Source organism: Hydrogenophaga crocea, assembly GCF_011388215.1.
Classification (GTDB): Bacteria; Pseudomonadota; Gammaproteobacteria; order Burkholderiales; family Burkholderiaceae_C; genus Hydrogenophaga; species Hydrogenophaga crocea.
Genome location: NZ_CP049989.1, coordinates 2,496,517 through 2,511,431, shown reverse-complemented (window position 1 = coordinate 2,511,431; position 14,915 = coordinate 2,496,517). Strand labels below are relative to the sequence as shown.

Sequence of the window (14,915 nt, the reverse complement as noted above, 5' to 3'; positions counted from 1 at the left end):
CCCCGCCCGGGCACGTGAATGTGCGACAGCGCGGCGTGAAAGATTTTCAGAGCCGCGGCTACCATGCCGCGACCACGAGGAGACAAGCCCCATGAACCTGGCCCACCTGCTGGCGCGCGACGCGCTGCGCGCGCCCGATCGGCCCACCCTGTTCGACGGCAGCCGCTGCAGCGCCAGCGCGGCGCAATGGGCGGCGCGCGCGGCCCGCCTGGCGGCGGCCTTGCGCGCACGCGGCGTGCAGCCGGGCGAGCGCGTGCTGCTGTTCATGCGCAACCACCCGCGCTACCTCGAACTGCTGTTCGGCGCCTGGTGGGCCGGTGCGGTGGTGGTGCCGGTGAACGCCAAGCTGCACCCGGCCGAGGTGCGCTGGATCGCCGACAACGCCCAGGCCTCGATCGCCTTCGTGACGCGCGACGTCTGGCCCGCGGGCGAAGACCTGCCCGGCGTGCCCGTGATCGACGCCGAATCGGCCGAGGCCACGGCGCTGCTGGAGGACGGCGAGGGCGCGCCCATCGTGGAGCGCGCGCCCGAGGACACGGCCTGGCTGTTCTACACCAGCGGCACCACCGGCCGGCCCAAGGGCGTGATGATCACGCACCGCAACCTCATGACCATGGGGCTGACCTACTTCAACGACGTCGACCCCATCGCCGCGCACGACGTGATCGCCTATGCCGCGCCCATGTCGCACGGCGCAGGCATCTACGCCATTCCCCACCTGATGGCGGGCGCCCGCCACGCGGTGCCGGCCTCGGGCGGCTTCGATGCCGCCGAGCTGCACGCGCTGGGCCTCGCGCTCGGGCCGCTGTCGCTGTTCGCCGCGCCCACCATCGTCAAGCGCATCGTGGATCACGCCGAGGCGCAGGGCCTGTCGGTGAGCGACTGCGCGCGTGCCTACAAGACCATCGTTTACGGCGGCGCGCCCATGTACGCGGCCGACATCCAGCGCGCGCTGCGCGTGATGGGTCCGCGCTTCGTGCAGATCTATGGCCAGGGCGAAACGCCGATGACGGGCACGGCGCTGTCGCGCGCGGTGCTGGCCGACGCGGCGCACCCGCGGCACGCCGAGCGCATCGCCTCGGTGGGCGTGGCGCAGACGCCGGTGCGCGTGCGCGTGGCCGGCCCCGACGGCGAGCCGCTGCCGCCCGGCGAGATCGGCGAGGTGCTGGTGCAGGGCGACACCGTGATGGCGGGCTACTGGCGCAACCCCGAGGCCACGGCCGCGGCGTTGCGCGGCGGCTGGCTCTGGACCGGCGACCTCGGCGCGCTCGACGCCGACGGCTTCCTCACGCTCAAGGACCGCAGCAAGGACCTGATCATCAGCGGCGGCTCCAACATCTACCCGCGCGAGGTGGAAGAGGTGCTGCTCACCGCGCCCGGCGTGGCCGAGGTGGCGGTGGTGGGTGCGCCCGACGCCGAGTGGGGCGAGTCGGTGGTGGCCTTCGTGGTGCCTCAGGCCTCAGCGGCGGTGGGTGCGGCCGTGGATGCGGCCGCGCTGGACGCGCACTGCCTCGCGCACATCGCGCGCTTCAAGCGGCCCAAGCGCTACGTGTTCCTGCCGGCCCTGCCCAAGAACCACTACGGCAAGGTGCTCAAGACCGAACTGCGCGCACGCGCCGCCTCGGACTGAGCGGCCGCGTGCGCGCGCAGTGCGTCGGCGAGCGCGCTGTCCATGGCCACCACGTGCAGCGCAAACCACTCGTCGAGCGCGTCGAGCATGCGCTCGATCAGGCCCAGGTCGCCCTGGCGCGCGCGCTTGCCCACCTCGTGCAGGGTCTCGAGCACGTTGGCGTGCTGGCCGGCGTGGCAGTTCTGCGGGGGCAGGCCGAGCTCGGCCATCCACTGCTCCTCCTGCGCGAAGTGCGCTTCGGTGTGGCGCACCAGCGCGTCGTAGGCGGGCAGTCGCTCGGTGGGCGGCGTGTCGCGCAGCGTCTGCATCAGGTCCATGAAGCCGTCGTGCGTGCTGTCCATGCGCTCGTCGCCGGTACGCATGCCCTCGGGCAGGTGGGGGTGGGTGGGGTGCATGGGCCGGCAGCTTAAGGGCGTGCAGCACCGCAGGGCTTGACCCAGGTCAAGCGGCGCCGGGTCTGGCCGGGCGCGCCGCGCCGGCGTACAGTGCCGGCGTGATGCACACCCGATCCCTGGCTCCCCTGTTGTTCGCGCTGGCCCTGCTGGGCGCAGGTGCGCCCGCGAACGCGGCCGATGCGCCGCCCGCGGGCGCGCCCGACATCTGGCGCTGGACCGACCGCTTCGGCCATCTGCACTACACGCCGAAGATCGACATCCCGCCCGAGCGCCGCGCCTTTGCCGAGCCGGCCTCCGCCCCGCTGCCGCCCGGCACCACCGCCTGCGACGCGGCCTGGAACCGCTACCGCGCAAACCAGGCCTGCTTCGACGCCTTCCGCGTGGTGGGCGGCGGCCTCAAGCCCGACGCCTTCCGTTACTGCCAGGAACTGCCGCAGCCCCAGCCCTGCCGCTGAGGCCGCGGCCTCACTGGTTCGAGATCTTCTGCTCGCGGATCACCTTGCCCCAGGCGGCCGACTCGCGCGGCAGCTCGGCCGCCATCGGGCCCGCGGCCAGGTAGGCCGGCACCGCACCCTGCTGCGCCGCCACCTGCGCGATGTCGGGCGCGGCCATCACCTGCCGGATCGCGTCGCTCAGGCGCTCGACGATGGGCGCGGGCGTGCCCGTGGGCGCGAGCACGTACAGGCGTGGCACGGCCGAGAAGCCGGGCAGGGCGTCGGACAGCGCGGGCACGTCCTCGGCGCCCGCGAGCTTGACCGGGTTCATGAGCGCGAGCGCTCGCAGCTTGCCGGCGCGCGCCTGCGCGATGGCCGAGGCCGCGCTCACCACGCCGATCGGCACCTGGCCGCTCATCACGTCGGGCACGATCTGCGCCGCGCCGCGGTAGGGGATGTGGACCACGAAGGAGCGCGTCTGGCCCTTGAGCATCTCGAAGCCCAGGTGGTGCACCGTGCCCACGCCCGAGGTGGCGAACGAGTAGCGGCCCGGCTGCTCCTTGAGCAGCTTCACGAATTCGGCGGGCGTCTTCGCGGGGAAATCGTTGCTGGTGACGATGATCAGCGGCAGCGTGAACACGCTGGCCACGGGCGTGAAGGCCTTGAGCGGGTCGAAGCTCATGCGCGGCTGCAGGTGCTGGGCGATCAGCAGCGAGCTGTCGCCGAGCATCAGGGTGTAGCCGTCGGGCGCGGCGCGCGCCACCGTGTCGCCCGCGATCAGGCCGGCCGCGCCGGTGCGGTTCTCGACCACCACCTGCTGGCCCAGCAGCTCGGACAGGCGCGGCGCGAGCAGGCGCGCCATGGCGTCCACACCGCCCCCGGCCGAGTAGCCCACGACGAGGCGGATCGGGCGCGCCGGCCAGGCCTGGGCCTGCGCCGGGCCGGCCAGGCCGGCGGTGGCCAGGGCGGCGAGCAGGCCGGTCATCAGCGCGCGGCGCTGCGGGCCCGTCGATGGGGTGGGGGGCTGGTTCATGTCTGTCTCCTGTCGTTCTGGGGGAATGCGTTTCAGGCCTTGCCGGCGCCGCGCGAGAGCGGCCGGCGCGCGTACTCGGCCAGCCGCTCGGGGTTGGGCCTGAAGCCCAGGCCCGGTGCCTCGGGCAGGCGCAGCACGCCGCGCTCGGGCTTGGGCAGGTCGTCGAACACCAGCTCGCAGCACTGCACCGCCACCGAGTGGTACTCGACCAGCGAGCCGTTGGCCAGGCCCGCGTGCAGGTGCATGTTGTGGTGCGGCCAGGCGCCGCCGTTGGCGAATCGCGTGTTGAAGGCCGCGGCCATGCCCGCGATGCGCGTGCACTGCGTGAAGCCGCCGCTGATGCAGGCGTTGGGCTGCACCACGTCGACCGCCTGCGCCACGAGCAGATCGCGAAAGCGCGAGGCGAGGCCCTCGTTCTGGCCCGCGGCCAGGGGAATGCCGGTCTTGGCGCGCAGCTTGGCGAGGTTGGGGATGTCGTTGTGCGACACGGGCTCTTCGAAGAAGGCGATGTCGTAGGGCTCGACCTTCTTCGCCAGCGCGTGGGCGTGGAAGTAGTCGAGGCTGCAGTTGGCGTCGATGTAGAGCTGCACGTCGGGGCCCACGGCCTCGCGCACCGCGCGGATGCGCTGCACGTCCTCGGCGATCACCTGATCGAGCGGGCGCGGCTCGTCGCGCCGCTGCAGCGCGTGGTGGCCCACGGTCATCTTCAGGCGCGTGAAGCCGCGCGCCACCCAGTCCTGGGCGGCCGCGGCGAGTTCGTCGCGCTCGAAGAAGGCGAAGCCGAAGGTGGCGTAGACCGGCACCTCGGCGCGCGCGCCGCCCAGCAGCCGCCAGCAGGGCTGGCCCAGGGCCTGGCCCTTGATGTCCCAGAGCGCGAGGTCGATGGCCGCGATCGCGTGGCTCGCGTAGCCCGACTGGCCGCGCGGCGTGAGCAGCCAGTACAGGCGGTCCCAGATCTGCTCGTGGCGCATCGGGTCCATGCCGACCAGGTGGTGGGCCGCGATGTCGTTGACGATGCTGCCGATCACCTCTTCTTCGGTGATGGCGGTCATGCCGGTGCCGACCAGGCCGGTGTCGGTCTCGATGCTGACCAGGCAGACGGAGAGGCTGGTGTTCTTGGTGCCGCGCGCCGCGTTCACGGTAACGGGCAGGTTCAGCGGCGTGGCCCGCACGTGGGCGATCTTCATGGGGTCTCCTGCGCCGCTCGGGCGGCGGCTGTTTCGGGGGTGGGCGGCCAGTGTAGGAAGCGCCCGGCGCGCGCGGCAATGGCGTGCGCCAAACGCGGCTTTCGCGTTTCGCGAAAGCCGTGCGCGCGGGCTCAGCGCGTGAGGGCGCGGATCAGCGTGGCCGCGGCCGGCGCCAGCGGCGCGTCGGTGCGCGTGGCGATGTGGTGCGTGCGCTTCGCCCAGGGGTCGGCCAGCGGCACCGCGGCCAGCGGCAGGTGCGCGAGCTGCGGCGCCACCGCTTCGAGCGGCAGCACGCCCACGCCCAGGCCCGCGGCCACCATGCGGCAGACGGCGTCGAAGCCGCGCATGCGCATGCGCACGTTGAGCGGGCGCCCGGCGTCGGCCGCCGAGGCCACGAGCCGGTTCGACAACGCGGTGCCGTCGCTGAGCGTGATGAAGGGCTCGTCGAGCGCCTCGGCCAGGCGCAGCTTGCGCCGGCCGGCCAGCCGGTGGCCGCGCGGCGTGAGCAGGACCAGGGTGTCGCGGAAAAAGGGCGTGAAGCCCAGGCCCGCGGGCGGCACCGGCAGGTCGACCACGCCGAAGTCGGCCCGGCCTTCGAGCAGCGCGAGCGGGATCTCGGGGCTGCCGCGCTCTTCGAGGTCGACGCGGATCAGCGGGTGCGAGTCCATGAAGCGCTGCAGGCGCTGCGGCAGCACCTCGAGCAGCGCCGAGGTGTTGGCGAGCACGCGCACCTGACCCTGCAGGCCTTCGCTGTAGCCGCGCAGGTGCAGGGCCAGGCGGTCGGCGTCGGTGAGCAGGGCGCGGCTGCGCTGCACCAGCATCTGGCCCGCGGGCGTGAGCTGCACGCCGCGCGAGGAGCGCTCGAAGATGCGAAAGCCCAGCGATTCTTCGAGCGCGGTGATGCGCGAACTGGCTGCGGCCACCGCGAGCTGCAGGCGCTCGCTGGCCGCACTGATCGAGCCGTGGTCGGCCGCGGCGATCACCACGCGCAGCGTGCCGAGGTCGATGGGCTCGTGCATGCGCGGGGCGCTGGGGCGGCCTCAGCCCAGGCGGGTGCGGTGGCGCGCGATCTGCTCGCGCACCTGGGCCGGCGCGGTGCCGCCCAGGGTGTTGCGCGCGGAGAGCGAGCCGCGCAGGCTCAGCACGCCGTACACGTCTTTTTCGATGCTGGGGTGGAAGCCCTGCAGCACCGTGAGCGGCAGCTCGGACAGGTCGCAGTTGTGGCTGGTGGCGGCCTTGACCGCGTGGGCCACGGTTTCGTGCGCGTCGCGGAAGGGCAGGCCCTTCTTGACCAGGTAGTCGGCGAGGTCGGTGGCGGTGGCGTAGCCCTTGTTGGCCGCGGCCTCCATGGCGGCGGCGTTCACCGTGATGCCGCCTTCCTTGGCCCCGGTGGCCGGGTTGACCTGGCCGCCCACCATCTCGGCGAAGATGCGCAGCGTGTCCTTGAGCGTGTCCACGGTGTCGAACAGCGGCTCCTTGTCTTCCTGGTTGTCCTTGTTGTAGGCCAGGGGCTGGCCCTTCATGAGCGTGATCAGGCCCATGAGGTGACCCACCACGCGGCCGGTCTTGCCGCGCGCGAGCTCGGGCACGTCGGGGTTCTTCTTCTGCGGCATGATCGACGAGCCGGTGGTGAAGCGGTCGGCGATCTTCACGAAGCCGAAGTTCTGGCTCATCCACAGAATGAGCTCTTCGCTCAGGCGGCTGATGTGCACCATGCACAGCGAGGCCGCGGCGGTGAACTCGATCGCGAAGTCGCGGTCGCTCACGCCGTCGAGGCTGTTCTGGCACACGCCTTCCATGCCCAGCGTCTTCGCCACGCGCTCGCGGTCGAGCGGGTAGGTGGTGCCGGCCAGGGCCGCGCTGCCCAGGGGCAGCCGGTTGGTGCGGCGGCGCACGTCGGCGAAGCGCTCGGCGTCGCGCGAGAACATCTCCACGTAGGCCAGCAGGTGGTGCGCGAAGCTCACGGGCTGGGCCACCTGCAGGTGGGTGAAGCCGGGCAGGATCACCTCCACATTGCGCTCGGCCACCTCCACCAGCGCGCGCTGCAGGTCGGTGAGCAGGCCGATGATGAGGTCGGTCTCGCCGCGCAGCCACAGGCGCACGTCGGTGGCGACCTGGTCGTTGCGGCTGCGGCCGGTGTGCAGCCGTTTGCCCGCGTCGCCCACGAGCTGCGTGAGCCGCGCTTCGATGTTCAGGTGCACGTCTTCGAGGTCGAGCTGCCACTGGAAGGTGCCGGCCTCGATCTCGCTCGTGATCTGCGCCATGCCGCGCTGAATGTCGGCCAGGTCGGACGCGCCGATGATGCCTTGCGCCGCGAGCATCTCGGCGTGCGCGAGGCTGCCCTGGATGTCGGCTTGCCAGAGGCGTTTGTCGAAGAAAACACTGGCCGTGTATCGCTTGACCAACTCGCTCATGGGCTCCGAGAATAGGGCGGACCAGGCTTCGGATTTCTTGTCGAGTTGGTTGGATGACATGGTGTTGTCAGCGGCTGGATGGGGGGTTTTTCGAGCGCCTGGGCGACCATGCGCGGGCCTGGGTGGCCGACCGGATGGAAAACGGCATCGCTTCCCATGAAAGATTCGCGGATTTTATCGACCTTCCAGGAGCTGCCCCACGCGGCGGGCGCCCGTGGCCTCTCCGACATGCCCGACCCCGCGCGGGCCCGCGTGCAGGTCTTCGACACCTGCCAGGTGGGTGTGGTGCTGCGCGCCGTGCTCTGCGTGCAGGCCTCGGTGGCGGTGGCCGCGCTGTTCCAGGCCGACACCTTCATCGACTGGGGCACGCGCATGGCGGTGCTCACGGGCGCGGCGCTGCCCGCGGTGCTGGCCTGGCTGCTGGTGATCTGCGCCATCAAGCGCCCGCTGGGCCGCATGGCCGGCCCGATGCAGTGGACCATCGGCGTGTCGCTGGGCGCGCTCGCGGGCCTCTACGGCTGCGGGCTGGTGGCCTGGCTGGGCATCATCGACCACAACCGCTGGCTGGCCAGCGCGGCCGCGGGCGCGCTGGTGGCGGCGGTGCTGGTGGCCGGGCTGGTCTGGCGCGCCAAGGCCCGCATGCCCGCGGGCACCACGGCGCGGCTGGCCGAGCTGCAGGCGCGCATCCGGCCGCACTTTCTGTTCAACACCCTCAACAGCGCGATCGCGCTGGTGCGTGAAGAGCCGGCCAAGGCCGAGGCCCTGCTCGAAGACCTGAGCGAGCTGTTCCGCCACGCGCTGGCCGACCCCAAGGAGGCCGTGCCGCTGTGGCAGGAGCTCGAGCTGGCCGAGCACTACCTGGCGATCGAGCACGTGCGCTTCGGCGACCGGCTGCAGATCGAGTGGTCGATCGACGAAGCCGCGTCCAAGGCGCGCCTGCCGCCCCTGATCCTGCAGCCGCTGGTGGAAAACGCGATCAAGCACGGCGTGGAGCCCAGCCCCACGGGCGCCACGGTGCGCATCAGCACCCAGCGCCGCGGCAGCGTGGTGGTGATCAAGGTCACCAACACCGTGCCTTCGGGCACCGGCAAGCGGGGCAATGGCCTGGCCCTGGACAACGTGCGGCAGCGCCTGTCTTTGTTGCATGATGTGCAGGGTCGCTTCCAGAGCGCGCTGGTCAACGGCGTGTTCCAGGTGCGGCTGGAAATCCCGGTATAAGCGCGGCTGGCAAGACGCCGATCACGGAGCAACACATGGCACTGAAGGTACTGATCGTCGACGATGAAGTCCTCGCACGTTCGCGCATGCGCACGCTGTTGAGCGAATGCACCGAGCCCCGCACCGACGTGGTCGGCGAGGCGGGCAATGCCGTTCAGGCCATGGACATGATCCAGCGCACCCACTGCGAGCTCGTGCTGCTCGACGTGCACATGCCCGGGGTCGACGGCATCACCCTGGCCAACACCCTGCGCCAGATGGCGGCGCCGCCCTCCATCGTGTTCGTGACGGCCTATGCCGAACACGCGGTGAGCGCGTTCGAGGTCGAGGCGGTCGACTACCTGACCAAGCCGGTGCGCCGCGAGCGGCTGCAGCAGGCGTTGCAGAAGGTGGTGAAGGCGCGCGCCGGCAAGGACGGCGGCTCGCCCGACGCCGGCCCGCCCGAGGCGCTGATCATCCAGGAGCGCGGCCGCAGCGAGCGCGTGGCGCTGTCCGACATCATCTACCTCAAGGCCGAGCTCAAGTACATCACCGTGCGCACGGCCGAAAAAGAGCACATCTACGACGGCGCGCTGAGCGACCTCGAAGCGCGTTACTCGCACCTGTTCGTGCGCGTGCACCGCAACGCGCTGGTGTCGCGCCGCGCGGTGCGCGCCGTTGAGAAGCACACCGACCCGGTGGACGGCGAAGGCTGGATGGTGCGGCTCGATGGCGTGGACGAGCGCTTGGCCGTGTCGCGCCGCCAGCTCGCGGCGGTGCGCGAAGCCCTGATGGGCTGAACGCGGGCCCGGCGCCGGGCCCGCTGCGCGATCAGGCGGCCTTGCGGGCCGCTTCGATCGGCGCCACCTGCTGCAGCGCGGCTTCGAGCCGGGCCACGGTGGCGGGCACGTCGTGCCACTTGTCCAGGCCGAACAGGCCCAGCCGGAAGGTCTTGAAGTCGGCGCCTTCGTCGCACTGCAGCGGCACGCCCGCGGCGGTCTGCAGGCCCAGCGCCAGGAAGGCCTTGCTCGATTGCACCTCGGCGTTCGTGGTGTGGCTCACCACCACGCCCGGGGCCTTGAAGCCCTCGGCCGCCACGCTGGCAAAGCCGTGGCGTTCCACCAGCGCACGGACCGCCTGGCCCAGCGCGATCTGCTCCTCGCGCACGCGCTCGAAGCCATAGGCCTCGGTTTCGAGCATGGTGGCGTGCAGGCGGGCCAGCGCGTCGGTGGGCAGGGTGGTGTGGTAGGCGTGGCCGCCGCCTTCGTAGGTTTCCATGATCTGCAGCCACTTCTTGAGGTCCATCGCGAAGGTGGTGCTCTGGGTGGCGTCGATGGCCTGGCGCGCGCGTTCGCTGAGCATGACCATGGCGCAGCAGGGCGAGCTGCTCCAGCCCTTTTGCGGCGCGCTGATGAGGATGTCCACGCCGGTGGCGCGCATGTCCACCCACATCGCACCCGAGGCGATGCAGTCGAGCACGAACAGGCCGCCCACCGCGTGCACCGCGTCGGCCACGGCCTTGAGGTAGGCGTCGGGCAGCATCATGCCGGCCGCGGTTTCCACGTGCGGTGCGAACACCAGCGCGGGCTTCTCGCGCGCGATGGTGGCCACCACCTCGTCGATCGGCGCCGGCGCCCAGGGCGCCTGCGCACCGGCGCGCACCGGGCGGGCCTTGAGCACGGTGTGGCTCGCGGGGATCGCGCCCATGTCGAAGATCTGCGTCCAGCGGTAGCTGAACCAGCCGTTGCGGATCACGAGCACGTGCTTGCCGTGCGCGAACTGGCGCGCCACCGATTCCATGCCGAAGGTGCCGCTGCCCGGCACCAGCACGGCCGAGTGCGCGCCGTAGACGCGCTTGAGCAGGGTGGAGATGCCCGTCATGACGCCCTGGAAGCGGCGCGACATGTGGTTGAGCGCGCGGTCGGTGTAGACCACCGAGAACTCGTAGAGGCCGTCGGGGTCGACGTCGGGCAGCAGGCCGGGCATGAATGTCTCCTGGTGTTGTGGGGGCGCGGCGGCCTCAGGCCGCGCGCCGGGCGCGCCGCATGCGCAGCACCTCGTCGAGGATCAGGCAGGCGGCGCCGAGGGAGATGAATGTATCGGCCAGATTGAACGAGGGGAAGTGCCCGCCCGGAAACAGGCCTTCGAGGAAGCGCCAGTGGAAGTCGAGCCAGTCGATCACGTGGCCGTGCACCAGGCGGTCGACCACGTTGCCCAGCGCCCCGCCCATGATGCTGGCGAGCGCGAAGGCGAACAGCTTCTGGCCCGGGTGGGCGCGCAGCATCCACACGATGAAGACCGACGCGCCGACGCCGATGGCGGTGAAGAACCAACGCTGCCAGCCGCCCGCGCCCGCGAGGAACGAGAACGCCGCGCCCGGGTTGTGCACCCGCACCAGGTTGAAGAAGGACGTGACCGTGACGCTGTCGCCGAGCTGGAAGTTGAGCAGGATCAGCCACTTGGTGACCACGTCGAGCGCGAACACCAGCGCGGCCAGGCCCAGCCAGGGCGCGATCTCGCGCCAGCCCGCGCGCGCCATCAGGCCACCGAGCGCGACTCGCCCGCGCCGAACAGGTTGCTGGTGCAGCGGCCGCAGAGCGTGGGGTGGGCGGCGTCGTGGCCGACGTCGTCGCGGTAGTGCCAGCAGCGCTCGCACTTGGCGGCCGTGGCCGGCGTGACCGCGATCGCGAGCGCGTCGCCGTCGATCACGCGCGCGGCCGAGGTGATGGTGACGAAGCGCAGGTCGTCGCCGAGCGAGCGCAGCAGCGCGGCGTCGTCGGCGGGCGCGGTGATGGTGAGCAGCGCCTGCAGCGAGGAGCCGACCGCGCCCTGCGTGCGCACGGCCTCGATCTCCTTGTTCGCGAGGTCGCGGATCTCGCAGATGCGCGCCCACTTGGCGAGCAGGCCCTCTTCGGCGGGCGGCAGGTCGGCCCAGGTCTCGAAGAAGATCGAGCCCTGGTTCTTCGCGCCCGCGAGGATGGGCCAGGCCTCTTCGGCGGTGAAGCTCATGAAGGGCGCCATCCAGCGCAGCATGGCGTGGGCGATGTGGTGCAGCGCGGTCTGTGCGCTGCGGCGCGCGCGGCTGGCGGGGGCGCTGGTGTAGAGCCGGTCCTTGAGCACGTCGAGGTAGAACGCGCCCAGGTCTTCGGAGCAGAACACCTGCAGCTTGGCGACCACGGGGTGGAACTCGTAGCGGTCGTAGTGGGCCGTGACCTCGGCCTGGAACTGCGCGGTGCGCGCCAGGGCCCAGCGGTCGATCTCGAGCAGCTCGCCCAGCGGCAGCGCGTCTTTCGCGGCGTCGAAGTCGCTCAGGTTGGCGAGCAGGAAGCGCAGCGTGTTGCGGATGCGGCGGTAGGCGTCGACCACGCGCGCGAGGATCTTGTCGTCGCCCGCGATGTCGCCCGAGTAGTCGCTCGCGGCCACCCACAGGCGGATGATCTCGGCGCCCAGCTTCTTGGTCACCTCCTGCGGGTCGATGCCGTTGCCGAGCGACTTGCTCATTTTGCGGCCCTGGCTGTCGACCGTGAAGCCGTGCGTGAGCAGGCCGCGGTAGGGCGCGCGGTCGAACAGCGCGCAGCCCAGCAGCAGCGAGCTGTGGAACCAGCCGCGGTGCTGGTCGTGGCCTTCGAGGTACAGGTCGGCCTCGGGGCCTTGCGAATGGAAGGCGCCGTTGGGGTAGGCGTGCGCGTGGCTGCCGCGCAGCACGTGCGAGAAGGTCGAGCCCGAGTCGAACCAGACCTCGAGGATGTCGCTGCTCTTGTCGTAGTGCGGGGCGTCGGCTGCGCCCAGGATTTCCTCGGCGGTCACGCGGCTCCAGGCCTCGATGCCGCCCTTCTCGACGATGTCGGCGGCCTGGTCGAGGATCTCCATGGTGCGCGGGTGCAGCTCGCCCGTGGCCTTGTGCAGGAAGAACGGGATCGGCACGCCCCAGCTGCGCTGGCGCGAGATGCACCAGTCGGGCCGGTTGGCGATCATGTCGCGCAGGCGGGCGCGGCCGTTCTCGGGGTAGAAGCCGGTGTGGTCGATGGCGTCGAGCGCGAGCTGGCGCAGGGTCTTGGGCGCCTTGTCTTTCGTGAACACGCCTTCGCCCTCATCCATGCGCACGAACCACTGCGCGGCGGCGCGGTAGATCACGGGCGTCTTGTGGCGCCAGCAGTGCGGGTAGCTGTGGGTGATGCCCACGGTGCTCATGAGCCGGCCCGCGGCCTTGAGCGCGGCGATGATCACCGGCACGGCTTTCCAGATGTGCTGGCCGCCGAACAGCGGGAAGTCGGCCGCGTACACGCCGTTGCCCTGCACCGGGTTGAGGATGGTGTCGACCGTGAAACCGTTGGCGATGCAGGAGTTGAAGTCGTCCAGGCCGTAGGCGGGCGAGGAGTGCACGAGGCCGGTGCCGTCGCTGTCGCTCACGTACTCGGCCAGGAACACGGGCGAGAGGCGGCGGTAGCCGGCGTCGGCGTCGTAGAGCGGGTGTCGGAAGTTCAGGCCGCCCAGGCGCTCGCCTTGGGCGGTGGCGATCACCGTGCCCTCGAGGCCGAAGCGCTCCAGGCATTTCTCGACCAGCGATTCGGCCAGCACCAGGCAGCCCTTGGGCGTGTCGACCAGGGCATACACCAGCTCGGGGTGGGCGTTGAGCGCCTGGTTGGCGGGAATGGTCCACGCGGTGGTGGTCCAGATCACGGCGAAGCCGGTCTTGCCCGCGGGCAGGGCGGGCAGGCCGAAGGCGGCGGCGAGCCGGGCGGCGTCGTCGGTCTCGAAGGCCACGTCGAGCGTGTCGCTCTGCTTGTCCGCGTACTCGATCTCGAACTCGGCGAGCGAGCTGCCGCAATCGAAGCACCAGTACACGGGCTTCAGGCCGCGGTAGACGAAGCCGCGCTCGATCACGCGCTTGAAGGCGCGGATCTCGCCGGCTTCGTTGGCGGGCGCCATGGTGAGGTAGGGGCGCTCCCAGTCGCCGAGGATGCCCAGGCGCTTGAAGTCGTTGCGCTGCTGGTCGATCTGCTCGGTGGCGTAGGCGCGGCTCTTGGCCTGCATGTCGTCGCGGCTCAGGTGGCGGCCGTGCTTCTTCTCGATCGCGTTCTCGATCGGCAGGCCGTGGCAGTCCCAGCCCGGGATGTACTGCGCGTCGAAGCCGGCGAGCTGGCGGCTCTTGACGATCATGTCCTTGAGCACCTTGTTCACCGCGTGGCCCATGTGGATCTGGCCGTTGGCGTAGGGCGGGCCGTCGTGCAGCACGAACAGGGGCGCGCCGCGGCGGGCGTCGCGCAGGCGCTGGTACAGGCCCTCGTCGTTCCACTGCCTGACCCAGCCCGGCTCGCGCTTGGGCAGGTCGCCGCGCATGGGGAAGGGGGTGTCGAGCAGGTTGACGGGGTAGGCGTTCTTGTTCTCGGACATGGTGTTTCGCGTGTTGGCTTCGACAAGCTCAGCCCGAGCGGGGGAGCGGATGTGCGAGAGGTTCAGCAGCCGTTCGCCCTGAGCTTGTCGAAGGGCAGCGAGCGGGGCCTGGGCCCGTCAAATTCGGTCGCGGGTGGTCTGCCGGTGGGTGCGGCCGTGCATGGCCTCGAAGAACGCACGCGCGTCGGCGACGTCCTTGGCGATGCCCTGCGTGAGGGCGTCGAGGCTGTCGTACTTCAGCTCGTCGTGCAGTTTGTGCAGCAGTTCCACGCGCACGATTTTACCGTAGGCCTCCCCGCCGGGCAGGCGCTCGGCCAGGCCCGCGGGCCAATCCAGGCAGTGGGTCTCGAGCAGCACCCGGCCGCCGTTGACGTCGTCGGGGTCGAGCGAGGGCCGCACGCCCAGGTTGGCCACGCCGGCCAGGGGCTCCGGCCAGAGCCCGTGCACCTGCACGGCGAAGATGCCGCTGGCCGCGGGTTTCCAGTGCGCAAAGCGCAGGTTGAGGGTGCGAAAGCCGTCGCCCCGGCCCGGGGCGGATTCGGCGAGCTGGCGGCCCAGCTTGCGCCCGTGCACCACGTGGCCGCTGATGGCGTAGGGGCGACCGAGCAGGGCGGCGGCGTCGTCCATGCGGCCTTCGGCGAGGGCCTCGCGCACCGCCGAGCTGGACACGCGCAGGCCGTGCACCTCGTAGCTCTGCATGCGCGCCACGTCGAAGCCCAGGCGCGCACCGGCGGCATCGAGCATGGCGTAGTCGCCCGCGCGCTGCGCGCCGAAGCGGAAATCGTCGCCCACCAGCACGTACTTCACGCCCAGGTCGCGCACCAGGGTGTCCTCGATGAAGGACTGCGCGGTCTGGCTCGCCAGGCGGTGGTTGAAGGGCAGGATCACGCAGCGGTCGACGCCGCAACGCTGCAGCTCTTCGAGCTTGTCGCGTAGGGTGGCGATGCGCGCCGGCGCGAGTTCGGGCTTGCGGTGCAGCGCGGCGAAATAGTCGCGCGGGTGCGGCTCGAAGGTCATCACGCAGCTGGGCACGCCGCGGTGGCGGGCCTCGTTCTGCAGCAGCGCCAGCATGGCCTGGTGGCCGCGGTGCACGCCGTCGAAGTTGCCGATGGTCAGCGCGCAGCCGCGCAGGGCGCCGGGCGTGCCGTGGGAGCGGGTCCAGGGACCGCGGAGGATCTGCATGGGGCGGGGTGGTGTGTCACATCGCGGGGGCATGTCCCGCATGGACGCA

13 protein-coding genes are annotated in these 14,915 nt (G+C 71.2%); 4 read left to right on the top strand and 9 right to left on the bottom strand.

Going from position 1 to position 14,915, the window contains the following annotated elements; translation table 11 throughout:
• Positions 1-91: 91 nt before the first annotated feature.
• Complete coding sequence (locus G9Q37_RS11825) at positions 92-1,630, top strand: AMP-binding protein (RefSeq protein WP_166227387.1); 1,539 nt, start codon at positions 92-94, stop codon at positions 1,628-1,630.
• Here the strand turns inward: G9Q37_RS11825 and G9Q37_RS11820 are convergent.
• Entirely contained in the window at positions 1,579-2,025 is a 447-nt protein-coding gene (locus G9Q37_RS11820; RefSeq protein WP_166227386.1) for a hemerythrin domain-containing protein, read from the bottom strand. The genes G9Q37_RS11825 and G9Q37_RS11820 overlap by 52 nt on opposite strands.
• Positions 2,026-2,126: 101 nt before the next feature.
• Here G9Q37_RS11820 and G9Q37_RS11815 point away from each other — a divergent pair, with 101 nt between their 5' ends.
• The gene (locus G9Q37_RS11815) at positions 2,127-2,480 is read left to right on the top strand and encodes a DUF4124 domain-containing protein (RefSeq protein ID WP_166227385.1); all 354 of its coding nucleotides are present in this window, start codon (positions 2,127-2,129) and stop codon (positions 2,478-2,480) included.
• 10 nt (positions 2,481-2,490) lie between these two features.
• Here the strand turns inward: G9Q37_RS11815 and G9Q37_RS11810 are convergent, their stop codons facing one another.
• The 4 genes from G9Q37_RS11810 to argH form a co-directional block, all read right to left on the bottom strand.
• Positions 2,491-3,492: a Bug family tripartite tricarboxylate transporter substrate binding protein gene (locus tag G9Q37_RS11810; protein ID WP_166227384.1), complete on the bottom strand. Its 1,002-nt coding sequence runs from the start codon at positions 3,490-3,492 to the stop codon at positions 2,491-2,493.
• A gap of 32 nt (positions 3,493-3,524) precedes the next feature.
• On the bottom strand, positions 3,525-4,679 hold the full coding sequence (locus tag G9Q37_RS11805; RefSeq protein ID WP_166227383.1) for a mandelate racemase/muconate lactonizing enzyme family protein: 1,155 nt from the start codon (positions 4,677-4,679) through the stop codon (positions 3,525-3,527).
• 131 nt (positions 4,680-4,810) lie between these two features.
• Positions 4,811-5,698 (bottom strand): LysR substrate-binding domain-containing protein, encoded by an 888-nt coding sequence (locus G9Q37_RS11800; protein ID WP_166227382.1) that lies wholly within the window; start codon positions 5,696-5,698, stop codon positions 4,811-4,813.
• Positions 5,699-5,719: 21 nt separating this feature from the next.
• On the bottom strand, positions 5,720-7,153 hold the full coding sequence (gene argH, locus G9Q37_RS11795) for an argininosuccinate lyase (RefSeq protein ID WP_166227381.1): 1,434 nt from the start codon (positions 7,151-7,153) through the stop codon (positions 5,720-5,722).
• 96 nt (positions 7,154-7,249) lie between these two features.
• Between argH and G9Q37_RS11790 the strand changes: the two genes are divergently transcribed.
• Entirely contained in the window at positions 7,250-8,311 is a 1,062-nt protein-coding gene (locus G9Q37_RS11790; protein ID WP_166227380.1) for a sensor histidine kinase, read from the top strand.
• Between the two features lie 35 nt (positions 8,312-8,346).
• Positions 8,347-9,090, top strand: coding sequence for a LytR/AlgR family response regulator transcription factor (locus G9Q37_RS11785; RefSeq protein WP_166227379.1), 744 nt, complete (start codon positions 8,347-8,349; stop codon positions 9,088-9,090).
• Positions 9,091-9,121: 31 nt separating this feature from the next.
• Here the strand turns inward: G9Q37_RS11785 and G9Q37_RS11780 are convergent, their stop codons facing one another.
• From G9Q37_RS11780 to G9Q37_RS11765, 4 genes are all read right to left on the bottom strand, one after another.
• Positions 9,122-10,276 (bottom strand): aminotransferase class V-fold PLP-dependent enzyme, encoded by a 1,155-nt coding sequence (locus G9Q37_RS11780; RefSeq protein ID WP_166227378.1) that lies wholly within the window; start codon positions 10,274-10,276, stop codon positions 9,122-9,124.
• Positions 10,277-10,310: 34 nt separating this feature from the next.
• Positions 10,311-10,829 carry a signal peptidase II gene (gene lspA / locus G9Q37_RS11775; RefSeq protein ID WP_166227377.1) on the bottom strand — a complete coding sequence of 173 codons (519 nt, stop codon included), beginning with the start codon at positions 10,827-10,829 and terminating at the stop codon, positions 10,311-10,313.
• Positions 10,829-13,684: an isoleucine--tRNA ligase gene (gene ileS, locus G9Q37_RS11770; protein WP_166227376.1), complete on the bottom strand. Its 2,856-nt coding sequence runs from the start codon at positions 13,682-13,684 to the stop codon at positions 10,829-10,831. Before ileS ends, lspA begins: the two co-directional genes overlap by 1 nt.
• A 117-nt stretch (positions 13,685-13,801) precedes the next feature.
• Entirely contained in the window at positions 13,802-14,866 is a 1,065-nt protein-coding gene (locus tag G9Q37_RS11765; protein ID WP_166227375.1) for a bifunctional riboflavin kinase/FAD synthetase, read from the bottom strand.
• Between the last annotated feature and the right edge of the window lie 49 nt (positions 14,867-14,915).

Bases quoted from the DNA above. Each gene is read 5' to 3' on its own strand.
- G9Q37_RS11825 (WP_166227387.1), top strand. From the start codon at position 92: ATGAACCTGGCCCACCTGCTGGCGCGCGACGCGCTGCGCGCGCCCGAT.
- G9Q37_RS11820 (WP_166227386.1), bottom strand. From the start codon at position 2,025: ATGCACCCCACCCACCCCCACCTGCCCGAGGGCATGCGTACCGGCGAC.
- G9Q37_RS11815 (WP_166227385.1), top strand. From the start codon at position 2,127: ATGCACACCCGATCCCTGGCTCCCCTGTTGTTCGCGCTGGCCCTGCTG.
- G9Q37_RS11810 (WP_166227384.1), bottom strand. From the start codon at position 3,492: ATGAACCAGCCCCCCACCCCATCGACGGGCCCGCAGCGCCGCGCGCTG.
- G9Q37_RS11805 (WP_166227383.1), bottom strand. From the start codon at position 4,679: ATGAAGATCGCCCACGTGCGGGCCACGCCGCTGAACCTGCCCGTTACC.
- G9Q37_RS11800 (WP_166227382.1), bottom strand. From the start codon at position 5,698: ATGCACGAGCCCATCGACCTCGGCACGCTGCGCGTGGTGATCGCCGCG.
- argH (WP_166227381.1), bottom strand. From the start codon at position 7,153: ATGTCATCCAACCAACTCGACAAGAAATCCGAAGCCTGGTCCGCCCTA.
- G9Q37_RS11790 (WP_166227380.1), top strand. From the start codon at position 7,250: ATGAAAGATTCGCGGATTTTATCGACCTTCCAGGAGCTGCCCCACGCG.
- G9Q37_RS11785 (WP_166227379.1), top strand. From the start codon at position 8,347: ATGGCACTGAAGGTACTGATCGTCGACGATGAAGTCCTCGCACGTTCG.
- G9Q37_RS11780 (WP_166227378.1), bottom strand. From the start codon at position 10,276: ATGCCCGGCCTGCTGCCCGACGTCGACCCCGACGGCCTCTACGAGTTC.
- lspA (WP_166227377.1), bottom strand. From the start codon at position 10,829: ATGGCGCGCGCGGGCTGGCGCGAGATCGCGCCCTGGCTGGGCCTGGCC.
- ileS (WP_166227376.1), bottom strand. From the start codon at position 13,684: ATGTCCGAGAACAAGAACGCCTACCCCGTCAACCTGCTCGACACCCCC.
- G9Q37_RS11765 (WP_166227375.1), bottom strand. From the start codon at position 14,866: ATGCAGATCCTCCGCGGTCCCTGGACCCGCTCCCACGGCACGCCCGGC.